Source organism: Streptomyces sp. NPDC059455, assembly GCF_042750115.1.
Taxonomy (GTDB): Bacteria; Actinomycetota; Actinomycetes; order Streptomycetales; family Streptomycetaceae; genus Streptomyces; species Streptomyces endocoffeicus.
In genome coordinates this window covers 13,373-36,412 of the sequence record NZ_JBHYVB010000119.1, presented here as the reverse complement: position 1 = coordinate 36,412, position 23,040 = coordinate 13,373, and the positions used below count along the sequence as shown (strand labels likewise).

The 23,040-nt window shown below is 68.6% G+C and carries 25 protein-coding genes, 1 tRNA gene and 1 pseudogene; 15 read left to right on the top strand and 12 right to left on the bottom strand.

Annotated elements, in window-relative coordinates; all coding sequences use genetic code 11:
* Positions 1-192 precede the first annotated feature (192 nt).
* Positions 193-813 carry a hypothetical protein gene (locus ACFXB5_RS33585; RefSeq protein ID WP_385215047.1) on the top strand — a complete coding sequence of 207 codons (621 nt, stop codon included), beginning with the start codon at positions 193-195 and terminating at the stop codon, positions 811-813.
* A gap of 182 nt (positions 814-995) precedes the next feature.
* Here ACFXB5_RS33585 and ACFXB5_RS33580 read toward each other — a convergent pair whose 3' ends face one another.
* The 6 genes from ACFXB5_RS33580 to ACFXB5_RS33555 form a co-directional block, all read right to left on the bottom strand.
* The gene (locus ACFXB5_RS33580; protein WP_385215044.1) at positions 996-2,048 is read right to left on the bottom strand and encodes an ABC transporter substrate-binding protein; all 1,053 of its coding nucleotides are present in this window, start codon (positions 2,046-2,048) and stop codon (positions 996-998) included.
* 26 nt (positions 2,049-2,074) lie between these two features.
* Complete coding sequence (locus ACFXB5_RS33575) at positions 2,075-2,638, bottom strand: ABC transporter permease (RefSeq protein WP_240813168.1); 564 nt, start codon at positions 2,636-2,638, stop codon at positions 2,075-2,077.
* Positions 2,639-3,123: 485 nt separating this feature from the next.
* Positions 3,124-3,996, bottom strand: a complete 873-nt coding sequence (locus ACFXB5_RS33570; RefSeq protein WP_385215043.1) for a helix-turn-helix transcriptional regulator — start codon at positions 3,994-3,996, stop codon at positions 3,124-3,126.
* 54 nt (positions 3,997-4,050) lie between these two features.
* Positions 4,051-4,845, bottom strand: a complete 795-nt coding sequence (locus ACFXB5_RS33565; protein WP_385215040.1) for a response regulator transcription factor — start codon at positions 4,843-4,845, stop codon at positions 4,051-4,053.
* Positions 4,846-5,234: 389 nt separating this feature from the next.
* Positions 5,235-5,639, bottom strand: a complete 405-nt coding sequence (locus ACFXB5_RS33560; protein WP_385215037.1) for a hypothetical protein — start codon at positions 5,637-5,639, stop codon at positions 5,235-5,237.
* Positions 5,640-5,688: 49 nt separating this feature from the next.
* Positions 5,689-6,090 (bottom strand): ATP-binding protein, encoded by a 402-nt coding sequence (locus ACFXB5_RS33555; RefSeq protein WP_385215036.1) that lies wholly within the window; start codon positions 6,088-6,090, stop codon positions 5,689-5,691.
* 154 nt (positions 6,091-6,244) lie between these two features.
* Between ACFXB5_RS33555 and ACFXB5_RS33550 the strand changes: the two genes are divergently transcribed.
* Both ACFXB5_RS33550 and ACFXB5_RS33545 read left to right on the top strand, forming a co-directional pair.
* Positions 6,245-7,129: a DUF5753 domain-containing protein gene (locus tag ACFXB5_RS33550; RefSeq protein ID WP_385215034.1), complete on the top strand. Its 885-nt coding sequence runs from the start codon at positions 6,245-6,247 to the stop codon at positions 7,127-7,129.
* Between the two features lie 17 nt (positions 7,130-7,146).
* Entirely contained in the window at positions 7,147-7,356 is a 210-nt protein-coding gene (locus ACFXB5_RS33545) for a DUF397 domain-containing protein (protein WP_201856723.1), read from the top strand.
* Between the two features lie 51 nt (positions 7,357-7,407).
* Here ACFXB5_RS33545 and ACFXB5_RS33540 read toward each other — a convergent pair whose 3' ends face one another.
* On the bottom strand, positions 7,408-8,001 hold the full coding sequence (locus tag ACFXB5_RS33540) for a lytic polysaccharide monooxygenase (RefSeq protein WP_385215032.1): 594 nt from the start codon (positions 7,999-8,001) through the stop codon (positions 7,408-7,410).
* Positions 8,002-8,187: 186 nt separating this feature from the next.
* Here ACFXB5_RS33540 and ACFXB5_RS33535 point away from each other — a divergent pair.
* The 4 genes from ACFXB5_RS33535 to ACFXB5_RS33520 all read left to right on the top strand — a co-directional run bounded on the left by ACFXB5_RS33535 (position 8,188) and on the right by ACFXB5_RS33520 (position 11,309).
* Positions 8,188-8,261: transfer RNA gene (locus ACFXB5_RS33535), tRNA-Lys, on the top strand.
* A 100-nt stretch (positions 8,262-8,361) separates the two neighbouring features.
* A complete protein-coding gene (locus tag ACFXB5_RS33530) occupies positions 8,362-9,270 on the top strand; it encodes an AraC family transcriptional regulator N-terminal domain-containing protein (protein ID WP_385215029.1) in 909 nt (302 codons plus the stop codon).
* Between the two features lie 198 nt (positions 9,271-9,468).
* Entirely contained in the window at positions 9,469-10,497 is a 1,029-nt protein-coding gene (locus ACFXB5_RS33525) for an aldo/keto reductase (RefSeq protein ID WP_385215026.1), read from the top strand.
* Positions 10,498-10,766: 269 nt separating this feature from the next.
* Positions 10,767-11,309 carry a PadR family transcriptional regulator gene (locus ACFXB5_RS33520; protein ID WP_385215023.1) on the top strand — a complete coding sequence of 181 codons (543 nt, stop codon included), beginning with the start codon at positions 10,767-10,769 and terminating at the stop codon, positions 11,307-11,309.
* An 18-nt stretch (positions 11,310-11,327) separates the two neighbouring features.
* On the opposite strand, the gene ACFXB5_RS33515 is transcribed toward ACFXB5_RS33520, so the two are convergent.
* Positions 11,328-11,987, bottom strand: a complete 660-nt coding sequence (locus ACFXB5_RS33515) for a hypothetical protein (RefSeq protein ID WP_385215021.1) — start codon at positions 11,985-11,987, stop codon at positions 11,328-11,330.
* A 180-nt stretch (positions 11,988-12,167) separates the two neighbouring features.
* Here ACFXB5_RS33515 and ACFXB5_RS33510 point away from each other — a divergent pair, with 180 nt between their 5' ends.
* The 5 genes and pseudogenes from ACFXB5_RS33510 to ACFXB5_RS33490 all read left to right on the top strand — a co-directional run bounded on the left by ACFXB5_RS33510 (position 12,168) and on the right by ACFXB5_RS33490 (position 17,268).
* The gene (locus ACFXB5_RS33510) at positions 12,168-12,818 is read left to right on the top strand and encodes a TMEM175 family protein (RefSeq protein ID WP_385215019.1); all 651 of its coding nucleotides are present in this window, start codon (positions 12,168-12,170) and stop codon (positions 12,816-12,818) included.
* A gap of 370 nt (positions 12,819-13,188) precedes the next feature.
* On the top strand, positions 13,189-13,716 hold the full coding sequence (locus ACFXB5_RS33505; protein ID WP_385215016.1) for a hypothetical protein: 528 nt from the start codon (positions 13,189-13,191) through the stop codon (positions 13,714-13,716).
* A 30-nt stretch (positions 13,717-13,746) separates the two neighbouring features.
* Positions 13,747-15,985 (top strand): annotated as a pseudogene (locus ACFXB5_RS33500) (glycoside hydrolase domain-containing protein).
* Complete coding sequence (locus ACFXB5_RS33495) at positions 15,982-16,491, top strand: hypothetical protein (protein ID WP_385215014.1); 510 nt, start codon at positions 15,982-15,984, stop codon at positions 16,489-16,491. Before ACFXB5_RS33500 ends, ACFXB5_RS33495 begins: the two are co-directional and overlap by 4 nt.
* Positions 16,492-17,268 (top strand): hypothetical protein, encoded by a 777-nt coding sequence (locus ACFXB5_RS33490; protein ID WP_385215011.1) that lies wholly within the window; start codon positions 16,492-16,494, stop codon positions 17,266-17,268.
* 94 nt (positions 17,269-17,362) lie between these two features.
* On the opposite strand, the gene ACFXB5_RS33485 is transcribed toward ACFXB5_RS33490, so the two are convergent.
* Positions 17,363-17,953: a choice-of-anchor C family protein gene (locus ACFXB5_RS33485; protein ID WP_385215009.1), complete on the bottom strand. Its 591-nt coding sequence runs from the start codon at positions 17,951-17,953 to the stop codon at positions 17,363-17,365.
* Positions 17,954-18,136: 183 nt separating this feature from the next.
* Positions 18,137-18,571, bottom strand: coding sequence for an ATP-binding protein (locus ACFXB5_RS33480; RefSeq protein WP_385215007.1), 435 nt, complete (start codon positions 18,569-18,571; stop codon positions 18,137-18,139).
* 108 nt (positions 18,572-18,679) lie between these two features.
* Here ACFXB5_RS33480 and ACFXB5_RS33475 point away from each other — a divergent pair, with 108 nt between their 5' ends.
* The 3 genes from ACFXB5_RS33475 to ACFXB5_RS33465 all read left to right on the top strand — a co-directional run bounded on the left by ACFXB5_RS33475 (position 18,680) and on the right by ACFXB5_RS33465 (position 20,463).
* Entirely contained in the window at positions 18,680-19,513 is an 834-nt protein-coding gene (locus tag ACFXB5_RS33475) for a helix-turn-helix domain-containing protein (RefSeq protein ID WP_385215055.1), read from the top strand.
* Entirely contained in the window at positions 19,510-19,692 is a 183-nt protein-coding gene (locus tag ACFXB5_RS33470) for a DUF397 domain-containing protein (RefSeq protein WP_385215005.1), read from the top strand. Before ACFXB5_RS33475 ends, ACFXB5_RS33470 begins: the two co-directional genes overlap by 4 nt.
* A 90-nt stretch (positions 19,693-19,782) precedes the next feature.
* Complete coding sequence (locus ACFXB5_RS33465; protein WP_385215003.1) at positions 19,783-20,463, top strand: FadR/GntR family transcriptional regulator; 681 nt, start codon at positions 19,783-19,785, stop codon at positions 20,461-20,463.
* A 59-nt stretch (positions 20,464-20,522) separates the two neighbouring features.
* On the opposite strand, the gene ACFXB5_RS33460 is transcribed toward ACFXB5_RS33465, so the two are convergent.
* Positions 20,523-21,932: an oxygenase MpaB family protein gene (locus ACFXB5_RS33460; protein ID WP_385215052.1), complete on the bottom strand. Its 1,410-nt coding sequence runs from the start codon at positions 21,930-21,932 to the stop codon at positions 20,523-20,525.
* 98 nt (positions 21,933-22,030) lie between these two features.
* Complete coding sequence (uppS, locus tag ACFXB5_RS33455; protein ID WP_385215000.1) at positions 22,031-22,732, bottom strand: polyprenyl diphosphate synthase; 702 nt, start codon at positions 22,730-22,732, stop codon at positions 22,031-22,033.
* Positions 22,733-23,040: the final 308 nt, after the last annotated feature.

The window sequence follows — 23,040 nt, the reverse complement described above, 5'->3', positions numbered from 1 at the left end:
CCCGCCCAACCAATCGGCGGCCCCGCCGGGGGGGGGGCTCCGCCCCAGCCCCCGGGGTCCAGGGGCGAAGCCCCTGGTAGCGGGAAGGGGCGGGTAGGGGAGAAGCCCGCCGAAGGCGTCAAAATCCGTCGGACACCACCTGAGCCGTCCAGGGGCGGGCCGACCTATCGGACCCTGCTGCGGGCGCGCCCGATGGCGCTGCTGATCCTGGCCCAGGCACTCTTCGCGATCGTCGGCTTCACGCAGATCGAGGCAACCGTACCGGTGCTGATGCACGACCGTATGGCGGTCACGCTGGGCTGGGTCAGCGCGGTGGTGGCGGCCAACTCCTTCGCCCTGATCGCCCTGCAGCCGCTGCTGCGCCGCCGGCTGGAACGGCTGCCGGAGACCGTGAGCCTGGCCGCCGGTCCGGTGCTGTGGACCATGGCGTTCGGCTGCGGTCTGGGCGCGGCACTGGCCGGGGAGGCGGCCCCGGCCACCGTGCGGTACGGGCTGCTGCTGGCCTTCGCGGTGATCTTCGCGGCGGGCGAGCTGATGTACTCCTCCGCCTTCTACCCGCTGCTGCTGCGCTGGTCGGGCGAGGCGGCGGTGGGCCGGGCGAGCGCCCTGGCGTCGCTGGCCTGGAACCTGGGCACCGCCTCCGGCCCACCGATCGGGCTGTTCGTCGTGGCCAACGCCTCGGCCACGGGCGGCTGGCTGGCCCTCGCGCTGGGCGCGGCGGCCGCGTTCACGGTGGCCGCCGCGCTGCACCCCTTTTCAGGGCTCGGTTCTCCCCCAGCTACCGCTGGGAGGTGCCCCCCGCCGGGGCGCTGAAGCCCCTGTCGACGGTCGACCGTGCTCGGTCGCTCACGCGGCGGAGCCGCATATCGATCGCAGCCCTCGCTCCCTGCGCGCGCTCTCCCTTTCGACAGGGACGCGCCCCTTCGGCTCGCCCCCAGCTACCGCTGGGAGGTGCCCCAGCCGGACGACGGGCCCCTGACCGCCGTCCAGCGCGACTACGACTTGGGCAGATACGACGTGTCGTAGGCATCCTCAGGCGTGACGCTCTTCTCCAGGAGCCCCTGGTCGTACATGAAGTCGGCCATCCGGGTCCAGGTCTGCGGATCGATCGCGCCCAGCTCGCCCTGGTCGTTCTTCATCAGCGGCGCCGTGGCCTTGAGCACCGCGCGGGCGTTGTTCCGCTGCTTCTCGCCGCGCAGTCCCGGTACGTACTTCTCGCTGAGCTTGATGGCCTCGTCCTGGTGGTCGATCGCATAGCGCAATCCGCGCAAGGACGCGTCGACGAACTTCTTGATGTCATCGCCGCGCTTGTCGAGCGTCTTCTTCTTGGCGCCCAGACCCACGCCGACCAGCTGGTCCCCCGCCGAGCCCGAGTTGAGGGTTATCGACCGGACGGCCTTGCCCGCCTCCTTGAACGAGACGGCGTCATTGTTCAGATAGCCCATCACCCCCTCGACTTTGTTTCCGGTGAGGGCGGCCTGCTGGGTGAAGCCGATGTTCTGTACCTTGGCGTCCTTGGTGGAAAGGCCGCCCTCCTTCAGGAGCGCCAGCAAACCGAAATAGGTCTCGCCGAAGGCACCGGGGGTGCCGATCTTCCGGCCCTTGAGGTCGGCGGGGGTCCGGATCCCGGATTCCTTGGGCACGATCAGCCCCACCGGGTATTTCTGGTAAAAGGTGGCGATGTCCACGACGGGCACATTCTTGGCGCGCGCCTGAAGCATCTCGTCGCCGCCCGCGTAGATCACGTCTTCCTTGCCCGATGTGAGGGCTCCGAAGAGATCTTCGGCCGCGCCGTGGTGGCGCAGTTCCACATTGAGTCCGGCGTCCTTGTAGTAGCCCTTTTCGACGGCCACATAGAACGGCGAGAACTGGATGTTGGGGGTGTAGGTCAGCCCCACGGTGATGCTTGCGCCGCCCTTGGCCCCCGCGTTCTTCGGCTCCTCGGCACATGAGGTCAAAGTGGTCAGTGCCACCACCGAGGCGAGGGCGGCCGCGCCTGTGACCCGATGTCTGTGAGCACGCCGCATGGACGTCTGCACGAAACGCACGTACTTCTCCTCTTGGGTGAAAGTTGTCAGTCGCGCTGAACGAGCCGCTCGACCAGGCGGACCACTCCGTACGAGACGGCGGCGAGAAGGCCGAGCATGACGAGCGTCGAGAACAGTCCGATGGTGTCGGCCTCCTGGCGCTGCACCGACAGCAGCTGCCCCAGTCCATCGCCGCCCATCACGAATTCGCCGACGACCGCGCCGGTGATGGAGAGCGTGAGGCCGTTGCGCACCCCCGCGAGGACGCTGGGCAGGGCGAGCGGAAGCTCGATGTACCAGAGCATCCCCCACCACCCCACCCCGTCCACCCGCGCGGCCCCCATCACATCGGGGTCCAGCGAACGCAGCCCCAGTACGGTGTTGACGAGGATGGGGAAGAAGACCAGCAGCGCGCAGAGGACCGCGATGGGCAGCAGTCCGTACCCGATCCACAGGGCCAGCAGGGGGGCCAGCGCCACCGCGGGCATGGCCTGCGAGGCGGCCACATACGGCTGGAGGGCCGCCGCGGCGATCTCGCTGCGGGCGATCAGATAGCCGAGCGGCAGCGCCACTCCGATGCCGATACCGCTGCCCGCCAGCGCCTCCCACACCGTCTCCTCGGTGTAGTCGACGAGATCACCGTGGAAGACGTCATCGAGGAATTGCCGCGCGAGGTCCAGCGGAGCCGGAAGATAGAACTCCGCAACGGCTCCGGTCCGGGTCACGACGTCCCAGACGACAAGCAGCAACAGCCCGAATACCAGCGGCGGCAGCACACTCCGGAACAGCGTTCCGCGCCGGTCGGCGAGAGTCGCCCCGGATGCCGCTCCGGTCATTTTCCGGACGGCCCCGGACCGCGTCTCACCATTTCCGCCGCCGTCACCGGTCATTCGCGCATGTCCCGGTCGGGGTGAATGCGGCTCGTCCGCAGTCGACTCGCCGTCCGCGCCCGCCGTGGCGGTCGCGCCCCTTCCGTGCCCTTCGGTCATCCCCAAATCCCCTTGCATTACCGGCTGTTGCCAGATCTCGGCACGCCCGCAGGCAACCTATCGCCAGCACGCTCCGGATCACAATGTCGATGGGGAAAACGAAATTATCATGTGGACGTATTTCCAAGGATGCCGAGCTCAGTGGCGCGCACCCCGGCCTGGAAACGGGAGTTGGCCTCCAGCAGCTCCAGGATCCCGGTGACATAGCGGCGGTACGTACGCACCGAGATCGCCAGGTCGCGGGCGGCGGCTTCGTCGGTGACCCCGTCGCGCAGCCGGGCCAGCACCCGGCGGACCATTTCGGTGCGGGCGCGGTTGCCGAAGTCGAGCGGGCGGGCGGCGGGCACGGCGCCGCCCCAGATGGAGCGGAACATGCCGTACAGGGTGGCCACCACCACCGGGTCCTCGATGACCGAGGTCTGCCGCCCCTCCTCGGCCTCGGTGCACACCAGGGCGGTCCGGCCGTCGGCGATCACCGCCGTGGGCAGCGGCACCGACGCGATCCGCACCTGCGCGGGGCGGGCGGCCGGGGCGGCGCCGGGCACCTCGGCGGGCGGCGCGGGCCCGGGGATGGGCCGCGGTGCGGGCCCCGACGGCGCCGCGCCGGCAGCGGACCCGGAGGCGGGCCCGGTCGATCCGGAGCCAGGGGCGGATCTGCCGCGCAGCACCCGCACCCCGACCGGCTCGCCGAGGTCCGTGAGCAGCGCGCCGAGCGCGGCCTGCACCGGCGCCATCCGGGACGAGCACTCGGGGAAGACGGCGTCCACGCTCCGCCCCGCCTGGCCGATCACCTCCTCGGCGGCGGCGAGGAACGCGGCGTCCTCCACCCCCACCTCGGTGAACCGCGTGTCCCGGGCGCGCCGGGCGCGGTGCTGGATCACCGTGGACTCAATGAGGTCCCGTACCTCCCGTAGCGTCCCCTCCAGGGCGTCCCCCGCGAGCGCGGCCTCCGGTCCAGGATCGCGTCCGCGCTCCATCATGTCGATATTCCCGCACTTTCCGCCTCGTGACGTGGTCAAGGTCTCGAGCGCCGTTCAGTGACGGCTGGGCAGCAGCCCCATTTCCACCGCCCGCACCCCCGCCTGGAAGCGGGAGTTGGCCCCCAGTTCGCGCATGATCTCCGCCACGTACCGGCGATAGGTGCGCAGCGACACCTGCATCTGGCGCGCCGCCACCTCATCGGTGTGGCCGGTGCGCAGACACTCCAGGATCCGCCGTACGGAGTCCGGGCACAACCGCCCGCCCAGCCGCGGATGGTCCGCGAGCGCCACGGCGTTCCCCCAGGTCCCGGCGAACATCATCTCCAGGGCCCGCACCGTGGCGGGGTCCTCGACGAGCGATGCCTGCCCCGGGCCCCGCCCCGGCTCCGACGGCCCCCTTCTGAGGTAGACCACCTCGCCGTCGATGAGCAGCGCCTCGGGTAACGCCGGCAGCCCGCCGTCGCAGATCCGGATCTCGCACCGCGGATCGGTGCGCGCCAGCGCCCGTACCGCCCCCGAGGCCAGCACCGGCTCCTCGCACAACAGCCGTACGACGACGGCGCGCCGGGCTCCCCTGGCCGGGCGGGCGAGCGCGGCACAGACGGCCCGCGTCTGCTCCTCGTTCCCCGGCAGCACCACGCTGACGGTCCGCTCGGCGCAGTCGACCAGGGTGTCGACGACCTCGGCGAGCGGCACCTTCCCCAGAGCCGTCCCCGCCCAGGAGTCCTGGGCCAGCTCCCTTCGGTGCCGGGTGACCGTGGACTCGATCAGATCACGGGCGGCCAGCAGCGCGTGTTCGACATAGTCGATGGCGCCTGACGAGGGAGTCTCCGTGCTCTCCGTGCTCATGGGAGAAGGCTCGGACACCCTCACAAGACCAACCATGACTTCCCCTGCCGGGTGACAGTGACCTGGTTATGCGAATACCGGCCTGATTCTCGTCAATTTCCCTGCCCAGAAATGCGCGGGCAGCATTGTGCGAAATCCATGACGACACTAATTCGCGCACAGCGACCGCGTCAACGCGGGGCGTGAGGTAAAGAGTTGTCAAAACGGCGTGCGGCGGCGCGCGTCGTGCTGTCTCGCCGCCGATGCGCCGGGGGCGCATGTCCACAAGTTACCGGTGAGTGCACCTTCCGGACCCGGGGAGACTACGGACCGCAGCGAATCGACGCCGTTCGGTGACGCGGAGTGGGGCCGTTGTCCGGTTACTGCCAACTCGGCACCGCAGATCGGCATCAGCCGAAGCTGATCGGCCCTTGGAAGTCCCGTCCCTGGACGACCGGGCCGGTGATACGGGCGTTGCCCCCGATGCTGTTGTGCACGGCCCCGGCCTCCCCGGCCGTCTCGCCGTGCTCTCGCATCCAGGCCGCCAGGTCACGGCCGAACTCCGGGTCCTGACGGGCCCGTTCGACCAGCAGATCGGCCAACTGGCGCAGCCGGGCGGCATCGTCGTACGGAATCGCCACCGGATCCGGACCACCCGGCTCCGGCTCACCGGCCGGTTCGCCCTCGCCGCGCCGCAGCACCCTGCGGACCAGCGTGCCGAAGGAGTCCAGAGCCCGCCGCCCGGCCTCGCCGCCGGCGCCCGACACCGCCGCGTTGACCGCCGCGACCAGCGCGCCCGTCGTCACCGGGTCCATGGCCCACCCCCTGCCCCACGTCTCGGCCCCACGCTACCGGCGCCGCTGGTCACGGTTCCACCGCTTCCGCGCGGAGGGTGAACCAGACCGTCTTGCCGGTCGGGGTGAGATCCGTGCCCCAGTCATGGGCGGTCTTGCTCAGCAGGAACATCCCCCGGCCGCTCTCGGAGAGGAAGTCCGGCTCCTTGACGACCGGCAGCCCGGATTCGCTGTCGCTGACCGCCGCGTGGATTCCGTGCGGAAGGTTCTCCAGGGTGAGGACGCATTCGGGAGAGGCCGCGTGCTTGTGAACGTTGGACAGCAGTTCGGTGACGCACATACCCGCCGCGCTGATCAGTTCCTCACGCCCCCACAGCCGCAGTCGCGCCCCAACGGCGCGGCGTATGTCGGCGAGTATCCGCGGATGGGCACGGAGGCGCAGTTCGTATCGCTGCGAGATGTTCTCAGCCATATGCTCCGGGGCCCCTCCAAAGCACGACGCGCTGCCGTGTCCCCTAGCGATCCTGGCCTATGGAACGTCCCACTCGCAATGTTTCGACCCACTCGCACAAGACTGGCATATGCCTGGCTGGTAGGCGTAGTTGGCAATACGACAGACTGGCGACATGTCCTACCAGCCAGTGCCCACCGTTCGGCGCAGGCGCCTGGGCTCCACGCTACGGAAACTGCGCACCGAAGCGGGGATGACACTGGACGCGGCGGCCGACGCACTCAATGCGGCCGCGAACGGATCGTCCGACGCCCGCCGCTGGACGGCGCCGAAGCTCTCCCGGATCGAGAACGCCAACGCGACGATCCGCACCACCGAGGTCGAAACCCTGCTGAGGGCCTATGCCGTCACCGACCCGGGCACCCGCATAGCCCTGGAGGGACTGGCCAAGGACGCGGGCAAACGCGGCTGGTGGCAGACCTATCGCGGCGTCGTGGGCCCCGCCTACGCCGACTACATATCGCTGGAGAGCGACGCGGAGAGCGTCCGCGACTACGCCTCACTGGTCGTCCCCGGTCTGCTCCAGACGGCCGACTACGCCCGCGAGACCATCGCGGCGAACGCCGTGGCCCGCACCGCCTCCGAGGTCGACGCCCTCGCCGAGGTGCGCCTGGCCCGCCAGGCCGTCCTCACCCGCTCCTGCCACCCGCTGCGGCTGTGGGCCGTCATCCACGAGGCGGCGCTGCGCCGCAGGTTCACCGGCCCGCCCGGCATCATGGCCGCTCAGCTGAAGCGGCTGCTGGACGTGGCGGACTGGCCCACGGTCACCCTCCAGGTGATGCCGATCGACGCGGCCCCCAACCCCGGGGACGCGGGAGCGTTCACACTCGTGGCCTTCCCGGGGCCCATGCCGGATGTGGTCACCCAGGAGAACCTGCGCGGCCCCACTTACGTCGAAGGAGTCGACGACGTCAACGTCTTCGCCGACGCCTTCGGCCATATCGCGGACTGCGCGCTGTCCACGGATGCGACGAAGGCCCTTATCGCTGGTCTGGTATGAGAAAGAGGGCCCCACATATGAACACCTCTGCAATGACCGCGCATCGCCACCCCCACTGGCGCAAGTCCTCGTACTCCGTGGGCGAGGGACAGTGCGTCGAGGTCACCGCCGCCGGCGGCCGCGTCCGGCTGCGCGAGAGCGACGACCCCGGCACCGCGCTGACCACCGTGCCGGCGGTGCTCGCCGCCTTTGTCCGGAGCGCGAAGGCGGGCGCGTTCGACGCCTGATCGTGTGACGACGGTGTGGTGCCGCCCCGGGACGGCACCACACCAGCGACGTCAGAACTGGACGTCCGAGCAGGAATAGAAGGCGTTCGAGGTGTCCGCGATGGTCCACACGGCGAGGATCATGTGTCTGCCGGTCTTACCGCTCGGGATGGTCCCCGAGTGGGAGAGCGTGGACGGCGGACGCTGACCGTTGTACGGAACGGTCAGGAAGGGCTGGGAATCCAGGCTCGCACGGGTCAGCTTCTGGCTGGGGTTCCAGCCATTCTTGGTGATGTAGTACTTGAAGTCCGTGGTCGCGTGGGAGGCCGTGAACCGCCAGTTGAAGGTGTAGCTCCGGCCGGCGGTCAGCTTGGTCGTGGGCCAGTTGCCGCCCCGCGGGTCGTCGAGCTGCGAGAACCGGCTGTTGCCGCCCGCGCAGATCGAACCGTCCGCGGGACCGCCCGAGGGGAAGCCCTTCGGACCCTCGACGCTCTGGGGCTCGTACTGGATGTCACCGCAGCCCGTCACCGTGCCGTTGGCGCACAGCTTCTGGCGGCTGATGGGCGAGTCGGTGTAGCCGTGGCTGGAGGCGCTGCCGCCGGTCGCGAGGACGGAAATCGCCGCGAGACCGATGCCGATGACGGCGGCGCTGATCTTCTTGCGCATGCTTCGCTCCTGAAGACGTGGGGAGTGCTTCGACGAGCCGTGCACGGCGGTCTAGACCAAGTGTGAGAGTATCCAGGGGGCAATAGTCATGTCCATACCAATGGCGCGGGATGGACACCGGGGCGGACGGGCCCTGACGGCGTCCTGGGCACCCTGCCGGGTCCGGTAGAATTTCCGCGTCAGCAGGCGCCGCTAGCTCAGTTGGTTAGAGCAGCTGACTCTTAATCAGCGGGTCCGGGGTTCGAGTCCCTGGCGGCGCACTCGCGAATAGGTCGCTGACCTGGGCGTTCTTGGTTTCCGAGGGCGCCCTTTCGCGTTTCGAGATCACGCGCGTCGCGCATTCCGTGTTGCAATGGACGTATGCGTATGGAGGAGCTTTGCGCACTTTTGGCTCGCCATGCGCGTCCGGATGGGATCACTTCCATCGACGGTGTCCGAGTCTGCCGGACCGAGCGCACCTCTCCGCCGGAGTCCTCGATGTCCGGCACGGTGCTGGCGGTCACCGCCCGGGGCACTAAGCGCCTCGCGCTGGGCGACCGGATCTATGACTACGGGGTCGGTCAATACCTCGTCGCCTCCGTCGACCTCCCGGTGACGGGGCACGTCATCGACGCCGCCCCCGGCCACCCCGCTCTTGGTTTCGGAATGACCCTGGAACCTGCCGCCATCGCGGAACTGCTGCTCGAGGCAGGACCGGATGATCCACCGCCGTCCCCCGCCGGTACGCCACGGCCCGGAATCGCGGTCAGTGACGCCCCGGACGAGTTGCTCGACGCCATCGTGCGGCTGCTGCGCCTGCTCGACCGACCGCGGGAGCGGAAGGTACTCGCCCCACTGTTCAAGCGAGAGATCCTCTGGCGGCTGATGATCGGAGAGCAAGGCGGCGTCATCCGCCAACTCGGCCTCGTGGACAGCGGCCTGAGCCACATCACCCGAGCGGTGCGGTGGATCCGGGAGAACTACACCAGCTCGTTCCGGGTCGAGGAGATGGCACAGCTCACCGGGATGAGCGTCTCCGCTTTCCACCGCAACTTCCACGCGGTGACGGCGATGAGTCCGATCCAGTTCCAGAAGCAGATCCGGCTACAGGAAGCCCGTCTACTGCTGGCGAACCGCCCGAACGACATCACCGGCGTCGGACACCGGGTCGGATACGACAGTCCGTCGCAGTTCAGCAGGGAGTACCGCCGGCAGTTCGGTACCCCTCCCAGTGTTGACGCGGTGCGCATGCGTGGTGGAGTCGGTTCCTCTACCGCGGCGCTGCCCTGAGCACCGGCCGAGTGAAGAGGATTGTGCAAGGCACCGAGAGGATCTTGCTGGTCCCGTGGTTGTGGCCCTGTTGTCATGAAGTCGCCGGAACACGTCAGGGGTTCCGGGCCAGTCGACATGAGGCGGGAGCGGGAAGCGGGCGGTGCGGGTGCCGACCACGCGCCGATCCCTCACCGACCGCCCCTGAGAGGGAGAGCCATGAAATACCGCACGCTGGGCCGGACCGGAATCGAGGTCAGCGCCTACTGCCTGGGCGCCATGATGTTCGGGGCCATGGGAAACCCCGACCACGACGATTCGATCCGGATCATCCACAAGGCCCTGGACGCGGGGATCAACTTCGTCGATACGGCCGACGTGTATTCCCAGGGCGAGTCCGAGGAGATCGTCGGCAAGGCGCTCAAGGGCCGTCGTGACGATGTCGTGCTCGCCGGCAAGATGCACTATCCGATGGGGGACGGCCCGAACCGCCGGGGGAACTCACGGCGTTGGATCATCACCGCGGTCGAGAACTCCCTGCGCCGGCTTCAGACCGATCACCTCGACCTCTACCAGGTCCACCGCCCCGATCCGACGGTCGATGTGGAGGAGACACTGTCCGCCCTGTCCGACCTGATCCACAGCGGCAAGGTGCGCGCGATCGGCACCTCGTCCTTCCCCGCATCGGAGATCGTCGAGGCACAGTGGGTCGCCGAGAGGCGCGGCCTGGAGCGCTTCCGCACCGAGCAGCCGCCGTACTCGATCATCAACCGCGGCATCGAGCGCGAGGTACTCCCGGTCTGCCGGCGTTACGGGATGGGCACTCTGGTCTGGAGCCCGCTGGGGCAGGGCCTGCTCACCGGCCGGCACCGCAAGGGGCAGCAGGCGGACACCCACCGCTCCGGCGGCATGCCGCAGCACTTCAGCGACGGGGGCAAGCTCGATGTGGTCGAACGCCTCATCCCGCTCGCGGAGAAGGCCGGCCTGCCGATGACCCACCTCGCGATGGCGTTCGCGATCGCCCACCCGGGCGTCACCTCCGCGATCATCGGGCCGCGCACCATGGCGCACCTCGACGACCTGCTGGTCGGCGCCGACGTCACCCTGGACGACGAGATCCTCGACCGGATCGACGAGATCGCCCCGCCCGGGACCGACGCCGGCCCCAACGACGTGGCCTACGCGCCGCCGGCCGTCACGGATGTGAGCCTGCGCCGCCGGCCGGTCGCCGAGCGTTCCGCCGCCTAAGCAGGTCGGAGGAAGTTCGCTACGGTTCGGGCAGCGCCCCGAAGGGGCGCGGGGAACTGCGCGACCAGCTACGACGGCGGCGCAGTCGGCCGACGACCCATCGCGGCACTTCCCGCGGAGCGCCTAGCGCTGGAAGGCGGTCTCCCTCGGAACCGCGACCGCGACCACACCCGTGACCGTCGAATAGTCTCGCCTTGACGTGTCAAGAAGCCCCAGCAGTGCGGCTTACGCGCACGAGACCTACCGAAGATGACAGGTAAGATGCGCATATGTCTCTGTCGCACGCACTGCTGGGCCTCCTCGCCATCGAGCCCGCGAGCGGCTACGAACTGAGCAAGGAGTTCGAGCGCGACCTCGGGCGGTACGCCTGGCAGGCCGGCCACACGAGCGTGTACCCCGAGCTGATCCGGATGGCGGAGCAGGGGCTCGTCGAGGTGGCGCATGAGGGCGCTCGCCGCAGCCGGACCTACGCGGTGACGGACAAGGGCCGCGAGGAGCTGAGGGAGTGGCTGCTCGCGCCATGGGGGCAGGGCGTGGTGCGCAATGAGCAGGTCCTACGGCTGTTCCTGCTCGAAGCACTGGAGCCGGACGAGACCGTCACCGCGCTGCGCGGCCTCGTCGCGCACGCCGAGGGGCGCATCTCCGAACTCCGCAGGCTCCGCGAGGAACAAGACGCCGAACCACGGCAGGGCCGCGACACCCTCGGGCAGCTCGCCGCGGAGTACGGCCTGCGCCAGTACCAGGCGACTCACGACTGGGCACTCTGGGCCATCGAACACGTGAGCAAGCGCCAAGGGTCCGATCCGGCATAACGCACTGTTCACGAGTGCTCAGTACGGCGATCGGCGCGCCCGGCGCCGCTGCCTGCGACCGCGTATGAGATCCAGCGGATCGCGCTGATACCCGTCGGCGTACGCCCCCGGCCGGGCGGCGCCGCCCGGCCGTCCGGGGGCCTCGTCGTCCAGTGGCGGAGGCGCGAACCGCTGCGACACCTGTTCCGGGAACGTCCTGCCGTCCCGCTCCGGGGCGAACGCCATGCCGGAGGACATCACGCGCGGGACGAGGACGAGCGCCTGTCCGAGCCGGTTGACGCCCAGCATCAGCAGGATGGTCGCCGAGGACGCCGCCACCTTCGCGTCCACCACGTGGGCGATGACCATCATCCCCACGCGGGTGACCACCAGCAGGGCCCACAGCCACAGGCCGACCGCCGGCATCCGCGCCCACAGCACACCGGCGCGCCGCTCCAGCCGGATGGTCGCACCCTGAGCCGCGCCGATGGCCGCGGCCAGCAGCGCGCCGACGACCAGGCACACCACGTCGATGGAGGTCGGATGTCGGTCGTGCCGGCTCAGGTCGGCTATGCCGATCACGGTGAGGACCACGGGGAGCAGCATCAGCCGCCGCCCGGTGAGCGCCTCTCCGCGCAGTTGGCGCGCGATGAGGGCCACGACGACCGCCACGGCGGCCAAAACCTCGAAGAAGCTCATGCGCTTCAAACTACATGTCACTCTCGACATGTCAAAGGTGACGCCGATGGCCATAGAGTCCCTGTAGCTGGGCATCCATTCCGCAGCACGAGCTGACTTGACATGTCAGCTTCGCAGTATGCAGAGTCCCACCGGGCCGCACCCGCGCCCGCACCCGAAATGAATCAGGAGCTGTTGACCGTGAGGTCTCTGCACGGAATCGACATCGAGCGGATACAAGCGTTCTCCGACGCGGTCTTCGCCATCGCCATCACGCTCCTCGCCCTGGAGATCACGGTCCCGGAGGATCTCCCCGCGGCCGAACTCGGGCACGCGCTGAGGGAGGAGGCGCTCCCGTCGGTCGCCGGGTATCTGCTCAGCTTTGTCGTGGTCGGAGCGCTGTGGATCTCGCATCACCGGCTGTTCCGGATGACCAAGGTGGTGGACGGCCCGCTGCTCTATCTGGATCTGGCGCTGATGGCCCTCGTCGCCGCCCTGCCGTTTCCGACGAAGATCGTCACGGAGTACCACAGCAGCGCGCTCGCGACCTCGCTGTACGCCGGCACGATCGCCCTGGCCGCGCTGCTGATCGCGGCGATGTCGACCCGACTCCTCCGGCGCCCCGGCCTGCGCGACACCGACATTCCGCGCGTTCTGTTCGCCCGGTCACTCCAGCACGCGCTGGGTATCGCGATCGTCTTCGGAAGCTCGGTGCCGGTGGCGGTGATCGTCTCGTCCGACGCGGCGGAGTACTGGTGGCTCCTGGCCGTACCCGTCCGGTATTGCCTCGGACGGCACCACATCAGGACGAGCAAGCACGCGGCGGTCGCGCCGTCCCACCCCGCCCCGTGACCACGGAGACGGTGGACTCGGGGCGGCGGACCCCTTTATGACGGCCCCTCACGGCGGTCCGGACCCCCGCCCTCCGAGTCAGGAGATAGTGACCAGCAACACATATCAACCCTCTGTATACCGAGCTCCTTGCACATGAGTCGCTTTATCCCCTCATTGGGGACGCGCTCCGTACTTCCTCCGTGACGGCCTGCCGCCGGAAGGTCAGGCTCCGCTCTCCCGACTTGTCTAGACCTCTTGTCCAAGGCCATGACCAGTGAATATCTTCCGTGCGACCACAGCGCGGAAAGCGCTTGTCGCCGCGTTCGGGCCTTGGGGAGAGGCCCTCGCGTTCTTCGCTCTCATCAGCCTTCACGGGAGGGGTACGTCCATGTCCAGAATCCTCAGATCCACCGTCGGTGCCGCCCTCGCCTCCGCCGCGGCCGCCGTCCTCACCCTGACCGCGCCCCAGGCCTCCGCCGCCGAGCGCCCCGCGGCGACCGACGTCAAGGTGTCCCCGCGGGCGTCGGCCGAGACCAAGGCGTTCGCCAAGGCCAACCCTGGGCCGACCGCCGCCGCCGCGACCGTGTGCGGCACCGGCTACGCGCTGAACAAGGCCGTTCCGCTGCCCGAGGGCACCGACCCGAGCATGCGTCTGGCCACGCTGTTCAGCTACACCAACGGCGGCAAGGGCTGCGCGATCCTGGACAACAACTACGGCGCCTCGCAGTACATGTACCTCAAGGTCTGCAAGGTGGACGGCACCGGCTGCGACACCGACTCGGGCAACTTCAGCGAGTACGCGGGCCCGGTCTACGTCTCCAGCCTCGCGTGCGCCCCGGTGACCGCCAAGATGGGCAAGACCTCCAGCAGTCTCTACATCAACTACAAGTCCGACTACGTCTTCGCGTGCAACTGACCCCCGTCACTCGGCACTGAAGGAGACGTCATGGCCGACGCCATGGTCATGCGGGCGCAGCAGTTCATCAACGACACATACGGCGGGAAGCTGGGCATTCCGGCGCTCGAGGTGGACGGGAAGACGAGCTGGACCGTGATGTACGCGCTCACCCGGGCGCTCCAGTACGAACTGGGCATCACCAGTCTCTCCGACAGCTTCGGCCCCACCACGCTGAGCACGCTCCAGTCGAAGTATCCGAAGCTCAACGCCAGTACGACGCCCTCGGCCAAGTTCACGAAGATCATCCAGTCGGGGCTGTACTTGCAAGGGGTACAACGGCGGTGGGATCGACGGGGCGTTCAGCTCCACGGTGGCGAACTCGCTCACCGAGCTGATGACCGACATGGGCGTGGCGGGCGTCTTCGAGCCGGGCAGTCTCTCCCCCAAGGTCTTCAAGGGGCTGCTCACCATGGACGCCTACATCGTCACCGGTGACGGCGGCGCCGACATCCGCAAGGTGCAGCAGCATCTGAACGCCAGCTACATCAAGCGTCAGGACTACTTCGTCATCCCGTGCGACGGGCACCACTCGCGGACCGTCGCCAAGTCCATGCTGCTGGCGGTGCAGTACGAGCTCGGCATGGCCGACGGTGTGGCCAACGGGAACTTCGGCCCCGGCACCCAGTCCGGGCTGAAGCAGCACACCGTCGCCTCGGGCGAGACCAGCACCTGGGTGCGGCTGTTCTCCGCCGCGATGATCCTGAACCAGCGGCCCAATGTGCCGTTCAGCACCTCGTTCGGATCAGCGCTGCAATCGGCGGTGAACAGTTTCCAGGGCTTCGCCAAGCTCCCGGTCACCGGAAAGGGCGACTACTCCACCTGGGCGTCGCTGCTGGTCTCCTACGGCGACCAGGACCGCCAGGGCCAGGCGTGCGACGGCGTCACCAAGATCACCCAGGCCCGTGCCAACACCCTGAAGGCCGCCGGATACAAGTACATCGGCCGCTATCTCACCAACCCCAGCACCACCGATCTCCCCGAGAAGGCCATCCAGATCGGCGAGCTCCAGACCCTCGCCGACAACGGGCTCCGGTGTTTCCCGATCTATCAGACCTTCGGCCGTGACGCCTCGGGCTTCAACTACACGGCGGGCAACGCGGCGGGCATCGCGGCGGCGAACGCGGCCGATGACCACGGCTTCAAGGACGGCACCCGGATCTTCTTCGCCGTGGACTTCGACGCGTACGACTACGAGGTCACCGACAATGTCCTGCCGCACTTCAAGGGCATCGTGGACGGCATGGCCATCGCCGGGAACCGGTACAAGATCGGGGTCTACGGACCGCGCAATGTGTGCATCCGGGTCTCCGAGGCGGGCCATGCCACGGCGAGTTTCGTCTCCGACATGTCCAGCGGCTTCTCCGGGAACTACGGCTATCCGCTGCCGCCCAACTGGGCCTTCGACCAGATCGTCACCAAGACGATCGGCTCCGGCGACGGCTCGATCAATATCGACAACAACATCGCCTCCGGCCTGGACACCGGACAGGGGTCGTTCAATCCCCCGGTGGCGACGATGCCGGACAGCCTCTTCAACCAGGCCTATTTCCCGGGGCTGCTCGCCGACGTCCAGACGTATATGCAATCCATCGGCTTCCCCGAGGACGACGGCCGGATCTACACCACCACCCAGTGCCTGGAAACGATCATCGCCGGGGATGTCGCCGTGACCAATACGGCACGGGCCTACGGCATGCGGAAGGCGCTCATCCAGACCACGACGTTCTGGGAGTTCCGGCACTACGGCAATGAGGACCTGGTCAAGGACGCCGGGGTGTGGCTCTATCACAACGGCTATGTGCCGGACTGGGCCAAGGACCTGCCCGGGGTGGTGTCGCTGCGCGACAGCAGCACCGGTGTGGCCCAGATGTTCGGGCTGGTGGGCGTTCTCTGCTGGAACAACTCCATCAGGACCGGCCTGGTGACCGGCACCCCGAAGGACCCGGACAAGGACGCCGACATCTTCTCGGTGTGGGACAAGCTCCGCACGGACAACGACTTCGCCCTCACCTCCGTCGGCCACGCCCATATCTGGGGAGCCGACGGCAAGCCCGGCAGCGTCGACGCGGAAACGGCGATCCGCCGACCCTCGCTGGACTACAAGGAGTCGGAGATCTACGAGGTGCTGCGGCGCTACCAGGGTCCGAAGGAACCCGCCTTCACCGACGCCAGGAAGCGCATGCCGCTCTACTACATCTTCGAGAAGTACAACAGGATGATGCGATGAGCAAAGCGCCTTCATCCCTTGCGGCCGATTCGCCGGACGGACTCAACTCGATCCTGCTGCTGTTCATCTGCCTGATCGGGGTCATCACCTTCTGCACCTTGATCGCGCTCCTCGGCTCCGGCATGGCCAAGCGCACCGGCCGCCGGAAGACCCGGGCCGAATGGCTCGGGGGAATCGCCCTGCTGTCCGTCTGCGTGACCATCGCCCTGTACATCTGGGGCGCGCTCCATGTGATGTTCATGGAGAGCGACACCATGCGCGATGCGTGCGCCAAGGCGCGCGGGCCGGAGAAGGCGGCCCAGGTCGACCGCTATTCGGCGCGCTACCTTCCGCTGCGCTTCACCTGCCAGATCGACAAGGGCGGAAGTTACGACGCCGCGGTCCCCGGATACGTCAACCCGGCCATGGGCATCGCCTTCGTCCTGGCCATCGCCACGGGCGCCGGATCCGTGGCGACCCGCGACCAGAACCGGTCCACCAGCCCTACCGTCACGAGGGGACGATGAATGAGCGCGTTCGACCCATCCCGTAGGCAGCTGCTCGCCCGCTCCGGTGCGCTGCTCGGCGCGGCGGCGCTGGCCTCCCTCCCCGGTTCCGCGCTGCTCGCGACGCCCGCGTACGCCGCGTCCTCGCACTCCAAGACGCCCACCGGCGAGGAGATCCGGAAGGCATACCGCCGCTACCAGGCGAACAAGGCCCGGGTGCTGACGGGCAGACCCAGCCCCAACGGCTGGGAGATGGAGAAGGTCGCCGACGGCGGCGGAGCCATCTGGTCCCGCCCGGTGCCCGGCACCCCGCTGGAGGGTGTCACCGTCCGCATCGGCGCACCGGAGACCGTGCTGATCCATGTGATCCGCCGCTTCCACTACGAGATCGACGAGCTCCGCAAGGGCGATGTGATCGGCTGGCGCGGCCCCGGCACGGTCCGCAAGGGGCTGCCGGAGGGCAATCAGGCGTCCGGTACTGCGGTCCGGATCCGGCCCGGCCACTACCCGTCGGGCGTCAAGGGCGGTTTCTTCCCGCAGCAGGAGGTCGTGATCCGCGACATCCTCGCCGAGCTGGACGGCGTGGTCCGCTGGGGCGGGGACGACCGGAAGCCGGATGAGTCGCTCTTCTACGTGGCCGTCCATCCCGGCGATCGGCGGCTGGCCGAGGTCGTGGCCCGGCTGGACCGCTGGCGCGAGACGCCGGGCAGCGGCGCGGGCGCCCCGGTCGACGTGCTCGCGCCGGGGCGCCGCAAGGCAGCGATGTCCTTGGCTCACGGTCAGCGCGCGGCCGCCTGAGCGAAGTTCTGCCGAGAACTGGGGAGCCCCCGGCGCGTGGGGGCGCCGGGGGCTCCCTTTCGGGTCAGTCGCGATCAGTCAAGATCAGCCGCGATCAGTCGCAGGAGGGGCAGGGCGTGCAGGCGCTGACCCTGACGTCGTCGATGACCGGCCCGTAGGCGCTGCCGATGGTGCTGGCGAACGCCAGCGTCGTGGAGGTCCCACGGGCCACGAAGGTCACCTCCTGGGTCACATAGCCCATGTTCGCGAAGGACTTGCCGGTGATATCGAAGGTGAAGTCTCGGAAGTTCTGCCCGTCGACCAGTACCGATCCGGTCTTCACGCTGGGACCGCCCGCCGGGTTGCCCGCCAGGGAGTACGTCACCGTGTACCGCTTCCCCGGGACCGTGGTGAAGGTCTGCGCCACGGTTCCGGCGCCCTGACCGTTGAGGTCCACGGACTGGCCGCCCTCGGCCGCCTGCCAGAAGCCGTCCCCGATGTGGTCCACGTTTCCGGCCGTGACCTTCCACGGCCCGATGGACGCGCCCGTCCCCAGGTTCACGAACGTGTTGGCCGCCACCGTGGGCGTCTCGAAGCTGCCGTCGTCGAAGCGGCTGACGGCGGCGGCCGTCGCGGTACCGGCCCCCATACCGGCCAGCGCCCCGGCGACGGCGAGCGATGCGACAAAGATGCGAATAGGCGACATGTTCCCCTCCAGTGCGACTCATTCGGCAATACACCGAATTGATGGCGCCGCTGAATCTTCCGTACCGGAGGATCACACGCCAGGGCCCGCCCCCCGGCGCACCGTGGTGCGGACCGGGTCGAGCGCGGCTGGTGCGCCGGTCCATCGCGCCAGCCGCCCCTCGGGGAGGCGGTGTTGGGTCAGTCACCTCGCCTGGGTGATCCGCGCCCAGACGGTCTTGCCCGGCCCCCTTCGCTCCCTGATGCCCCAGCGATCCGCCACCGCCTCGACCAACATCAGCCCCCTCCCCTCCTCGTCCTCCGATGTGGGCGCCTTCGGCACGGGGCACTTCTCGTGGGTGTCACTCACCTCGATCTCCAGGACGCCGCTCCGTTCGTCGTACGCCAGCCGCACCCCGAAGTCCCGCCCCGGTACGCGCCCATGGAGCGCCGCGTTGGCGGCCAGCTCGGCGACGACCACGATCGCGGCGTCATAGCCGCCCACCCCCGGGGCGAACCCCCACGCGGTGAGCTGGTGGACGGCCAGCAGCCGGGCGAGCCGGGCGCCGCGACGGGTGGCGGAGAATCGCTGCGCGAACGTACGTACGGTGACGGGGACTTGGCCCTGTGGTGCGGTCATGGCGGAAGCGTCCCGGCCCGACGGCGGCCTCTGCCAGGCACGACACCCACCCAGTTTCGCTTGTACCAGTTCACCGCCTGGACCGGACCGGTCACCGCCCGTGACGATATGAGGATGACAAAAGACAGCGAACCGGAAACGTCGGAGAGCCTCAAGACCTTTGGCGCGGTACTGAAGGCCCTACGGGACGAGGCGGGCCTGACGCAGGAGCAGTTCGCCCCACGGGTCCGGTACTCGGCGACGTACGTCGCGAAGATGGAACAGGGCAGGCGCTTCCCGCCAAGGGAACTCATCCCCCGCATGGAGGAGGTCCTCGGCGCCCCCGCCGCCCGCGTCCTGGGCGCCGCATACCGCACACTGACGCGGAAGGTGGGCCTAGCGTCGTGGTTCCTGCAGTGGGCAGGGATTGAGGAGGAGGCGGTAACGCTCCTCGCGTATGAGTGCCGGGCGATTCCCGGTCTGCTCCAACCCGAGCCGTACATCCGGGCCATCTTCGAGCAGAGGCTGCCCCCGCTCTCCGAGGACCAGATCGAAAAGCAGGTAGCCGCCCGCTTAGAGCGCCAACGACTGATGACCGAGAGACAGAACACGGCATTCAGCTTCATCATCGAACAGGCCGTACTTGAGAGGCATATGGGAGGCACCGAGGTCACCAGGCACGTTTTGGACCAGCTGCTGACGAAGATGGATCGGCGAAATGTCGAGGTTCAAGTGATGCCGCTGCGCCAGGAGATCCACGCAGGCATCGACGGCCTCATGTACCTCGCGGAGACGCCTCAGCACGAGTGGGTCGGGTACTCCGAAGGCCAGCAGTCGAGCGTTCTCATCACGAGCCCGAAAGACGTGAGCGCGATGCTTCAGCGCTATGGCAGGCTGCGGTCGCAGGCGCTTGGCCATGAGGCCACCATGAGCCTGCTGGAGCAGATGCGAGGAGCGCTATGAGCAGCAGCACCACGGGCCTGAAGTGGTTCAAGAGCAGCTACAGCGGAAGTTCCGGTGACAACTGCGTCGAGGTAGCCATACGCACCAAGGCCGTCCACGTCCGGGACTCCAAGGACACCGAGCGGACCCCGCTGACCGTCTCCCCCGAAGCCTGGGCCGCCTTCATCGCGCACATCTGACCTGCTCGTGCCGCCGCCGCTAAGCTGTTCGGATCGGAGGTGGCGGTGGCGGCGCACTCGAATTCGCACTCGAATTCCCATTCGCGGGGGATGACGAACGACATCCAGGAACGCATCAAGCGGCTGATCATCGACCAGCGGCTCCCCTCGGGCGCCCCGCTGCCCACCGAGACCGAGCTGATGGAGCTCCTCGGCGTCAGCCGTAACTCCGTACGCGAGGCGCTCAAGGCGCTGCAGGCGATGGGGATCGTGGAGATCCGGCACGGCTTCGGGACGTACGTCGGACCCATGTCGATGGCGCCGATGATCGAGGGGCTGATCTTCCGTACCGTCGCCGGGCACTACCGGGGCGAGGACAGCCTGCTCGAGCTCCTGGAGCTGCGCGAGGCCGTGGAGACGGGGCTGATCGCACGTCTGGCCGGGCGGATCCCGGAGGCGGATCTCGCCGAGCTGGACGCGGTCGTACGGCGGATGGAGGCGGAGGCGGCGGAGGGCTCGGTGCGCGCCGAGACCGACCGGGCGTTTCACGCCGCGCTCTACGGGAGGCTGGACAACACGCTGCTGAGCGAGGTGCTGGAGGCGTTCTGGGACGCCTTCCACCGGGTGCGGACCGACCTCGTGGACGTGCCCACCGATCCGAGGGTCACCTGCAAGCAGCACCGGGAGATCCTGGAGTCGGTGCGCTCGGGTGACGCCCTGCGGGCCGAGGGGGCGATCCGCGACCACTTCGGGAACATCCGCATCCGACTGCGTTCGGCGCACCGCGACTGAGCAGATCGGCGGAAGTTCACTAAACGATCAGTTGAGGCGGGCGGTGTCTCCTGAGCGGCTCACGCCTGGGCGAGCAGAGGGTCGTAGGCTGTCGATCGTCGGCGGCCGGACATGAAGGCCAGGAAGTCCCCGATGAAGGCGCCGCGCGTGTAGGTACGGTCGGTGCCGACCGTGTCGCGGTGGAACGCGGTCTGGAACAGCGCCCGGTATTCGTCTGCGTCGATGTGCTGGTCGCCGTCCTTGTCCGTGGCGTCGAAGAGGACCTCGGCGACCTTGATCAGTGCGGGGCCGGCCAGGGCTGGAACGGCGGTGGCGTACTCGCGGGCGCTGACGCGGCCGTCACCGTCGGTGTCCAGTGCCGTCTGGAGTTCGCGCCACCAGTCGGCGTAGGCGTTGTAGAGCCTCGTTTCCTCGGGCTCCTCCAGATCGAGGCGGGTGGACAGTTCGCGGGCCATGGCGGCGAGATCCGGCCAGTCCAGGTACCCGTCGCCGGTCTGGTCGAGTACCTCGCGGAAGAACTCCTCCGCACCGCGTTCGGTGCCGTTGCGGGAGACGGGTTCCGGTTGCGGAGGGAGAGGCGTGATGAGCCGGATCAGGGCACCGGCCCGCCGCATTTTGTCGTGCAGGGCGGTGACCGCCCGAGCTCGCGGGTCGTCACTGTGGGGCGAGAGAGCCAGCAGGTCGGCGATGGCGTCAGCTCGGACCCAGCCGTTCGGCAGGAACCGGGCCAGACCGACGGCCAGATAAGCCCCCTGCATCAGCGTCTGAGCACCGGGCATGTCGGGCAGCCCGGCACGCCGGCGGAAGGGCTCGGGGAGCGAGGCAACGGTGATCGCCCCGATGAGCGGGCCGACGACGGCCCGGCCGGTGGCCCATAGCGTGGGCACCCCGCCCAGCAGGGCCGGAGCGGGCAGATGGTCGAACAGCTTGTAGAGGATGATCCGCATCGCCTCGGTGTTCTCCAGCTCCTGTGCCACCACGTGGTCGTAGTAGAGCCAGAACTCGGAGAGGGTGGGCGGCAGGTGACCGGCCTCGTCTCCCATGGCGGCCAGGTATGCCTGGAACTCGGCGTACAGCCGCTCCATGGCGTGCTGCTCAAGAGGCTGTCCGCTCAGTCGGCACATGGTCACGGTGGACTCGAAGATGGTCGCCACCACCCAGGCCCGTACAGCGGGGTCCATCGCGCTGTAGGGCCGACCCCGCGGGTCGGTTCCATTGAGCCGTGCGTGGAGGCGGTTCAGCCGTGCCGCCTCGCGGAGCCGTACCTGTTCGTCGTCCCCGAACATGCGCTGCAAGCTCCGAAGGGTGTTGCGCAGCCGTCGCCACGGGTGGGCGACGAAAGTGGAGTTGTCGATCAGCGCGGCGCCGACCTGCGGGTGCGCGGCCTCCAGCACCGTCGCCCGGACCATGGCCAGCGCCCACCGCGGATCGTTGACGAATTCCTGGAACTGCGAGCCCGCGCCGAACAACGGCCCGCGTCCTTTCCCCGTACTCGGCCGTGACGTACCGCCGTCGAACTCGGTCGCACCGTCCTGGCCGCTGTCGGGGGTTCCGCCGTCTGCGTTGGTCACGATCGGGAATCTCCGTTCCGCTCGGGCAGCACGCCGCCGAAGCGGCGATCGCGTTGCCGGTAGATGTGCAGGCATTCGAGGAAGTGCGGCGCACGGAAGTCGGGCCACAGCACGGTCGGGAAGACCCATTCCGCGTAGGCGACCTGCCAGAGCATGAAGTTGGAGATGCGCTGTTCCCCCGAGGTCCGGATGACCAGGTCCACGTCGGGTGTGTCGGGGAAGGGCAGATGGGCGGCGAAACTCCGCTCGTCCACCGCCTCGGCCGCCACACCCGCGCGGATCAGTGACCGCGCGGCCGCGACGATGTCCCCGCGGCCGCCGTGATCGAACGCGACGGTCAAGGTCATACCTCGGTTGTCGCCGGTCAGTGTCATCAGATCGGCGAAGTCGCGTGCCAACGCCCCAGGGATCCTCGGGTCGCTCACCCCGAGGAAACGGCAGCGGATCCCCCGCGCGTGCAGCAGCGGCGCGTGCTTGCGCACCACCGCGCGCACCAGCCGCATCAAATAGTCGACCTCGGCACCCGGCCGGCTCCAGTTCTCGGTGGAGAAGGCGTACAGGCTCAGCCACTCCACGCCCGCGGCCCGAGCCGCCTCGATGACGTCGATCACGGTCGTCTCCGCCGCCCGATGACCTGACGTACGCGGCAGCGACCGCTGGGCCGCCCACCGTCCGTTGCCGTCCATCACACACGCCACGTGACGCGGCCCCCCAAGCGACCGGTCACCATCAGCGAACCGCGAGGCGGAAGTGGGATCGGCGAACGCATCGCCCGCGGTGTGCCCAGGTACCACGACAGCCCTCCCCTTGGCCCGCCACCACAGGTCAACACGGCGATCGCGCCTGAAGCAGAGTGCCAGCCCCCGAGCCCGAATGCCGCACCAGAGCCACGCATTCACCCTTGGAACTGTTGTCCGAATCAATAGGCGCCGAGAGCGATTTCAAGCTGGGAGTCGACGCCCACCCCTTGCCCGCCTTTGTCCGATAAACAGATCGTTCACACTTG

Bases quoted from the DNA above. Each gene is read 5' to 3' on its own strand.
- ACFXB5_RS33585 (WP_385215047.1), top strand. From the start codon at position 193: ATGGCGCTGCTGATCCTGGCCCAGGCACTCTTCGCGATCGTCGGCTTC.
- ACFXB5_RS33540 (WP_385215032.1), bottom strand. From the start codon at position 8,001: ATGCGCAAGAAGATCAGCGCCGCCGTCATCGGCATCGGTCTCGCGGCG.
- ACFXB5_RS33555 (WP_385215036.1), bottom strand. From the start codon at position 6,090: ATGGCTGAGAACATCTCGCAGCGATACGAACTGCGCCTCCGTGCCCAT.
- ACFXB5_RS33570 (WP_385215043.1), bottom strand. From the start codon at position 3,996: ATGATGGAGCGCGGACGCGATCCTGGACCGGAGGCCGCGCTCGCGGGG.
- ACFXB5_RS33465 (WP_385215003.1), top strand. From the start codon at position 19,783: ATGACGAACGACATCCAGGAACGCATCAAGCGGCTGATCATCGACCAG.
- ACFXB5_RS33550 (WP_385215034.1), top strand. From the start codon at position 6,245: ATGTCCTACCAGCCAGTGCCCACCGTTCGGCGCAGGCGCCTGGGCTCC.
- ACFXB5_RS33475 (WP_385215055.1), top strand. From the start codon at position 18,680: ATGAGGATGACAAAAGACAGCGAACCGGAAACGTCGGAGAGCCTCAAG.
- ACFXB5_RS33515 (WP_385215021.1), bottom strand. From the start codon at position 11,987: ATGAGCTTCTTCGAGGTTTTGGCCGCCGTGGCGGTCGTCGTGGCCCTC.
- ACFXB5_RS33530 (WP_385215029.1), top strand. From the start codon at position 8,362: ATGCGTATGGAGGAGCTTTGCGCACTTTTGGCTCGCCATGCGCGTCCG.
- ACFXB5_RS33560 (WP_385215037.1), bottom strand. From the start codon at position 5,639: ATGGACCCGGTGACGACGGGCGCGCTGGTCGCGGCGGTCAACGCGGCG.
- ACFXB5_RS33525 (WP_385215026.1), top strand. From the start codon at position 9,469: ATGAAATACCGCACGCTGGGCCGGACCGGAATCGAGGTCAGCGCCTAC.
- ACFXB5_RS33480 (WP_385215007.1), bottom strand. From the start codon at position 18,571: ATGACCGCACCACAGGGCCAAGTCCCCGTCACCGTACGTACGTTCGCG.
- ACFXB5_RS33545 (WP_201856723.1), top strand. From the start codon at position 7,147: ATGAACACCTCTGCAATGACCGCGCATCGCCACCCCCACTGGCGCAAG.
- ACFXB5_RS33505 (WP_385215016.1), top strand. From the start codon at position 13,189: ATGTCCAGAATCCTCAGATCCACCGTCGGTGCCGCCCTCGCCTCCGCC.
- ACFXB5_RS33520 (WP_385215023.1), top strand. From the start codon at position 10,767: ATGTCTCTGTCGCACGCACTGCTGGGCCTCCTCGCCATCGAGCCCGCG.
- ACFXB5_RS33470 (WP_385215005.1), top strand. From the start codon at position 19,510: ATGAGCAGCAGCACCACGGGCCTGAAGTGGTTCAAGAGCAGCTACAGC.
- ACFXB5_RS33490 (WP_385215011.1), top strand. From the start codon at position 16,492: ATGAGCGCGTTCGACCCATCCCGTAGGCAGCTGCTCGCCCGCTCCGGT.
- ACFXB5_RS33565 (WP_385215040.1), bottom strand. From the start codon at position 4,845: ATGAGCACGGAGAGCACGGAGACTCCCTCGTCAGGCGCCATCGACTAT.
- ACFXB5_RS33485 (WP_385215009.1), bottom strand. From the start codon at position 17,953: ATGTCGCCTATTCGCATCTTTGTCGCATCGCTCGCCGTCGCCGGGGCG.
- ACFXB5_RS33495 (WP_385215014.1), top strand. From the start codon at position 15,982: ATGAGCAAAGCGCCTTCATCCCTTGCGGCCGATTCGCCGGACGGACTC.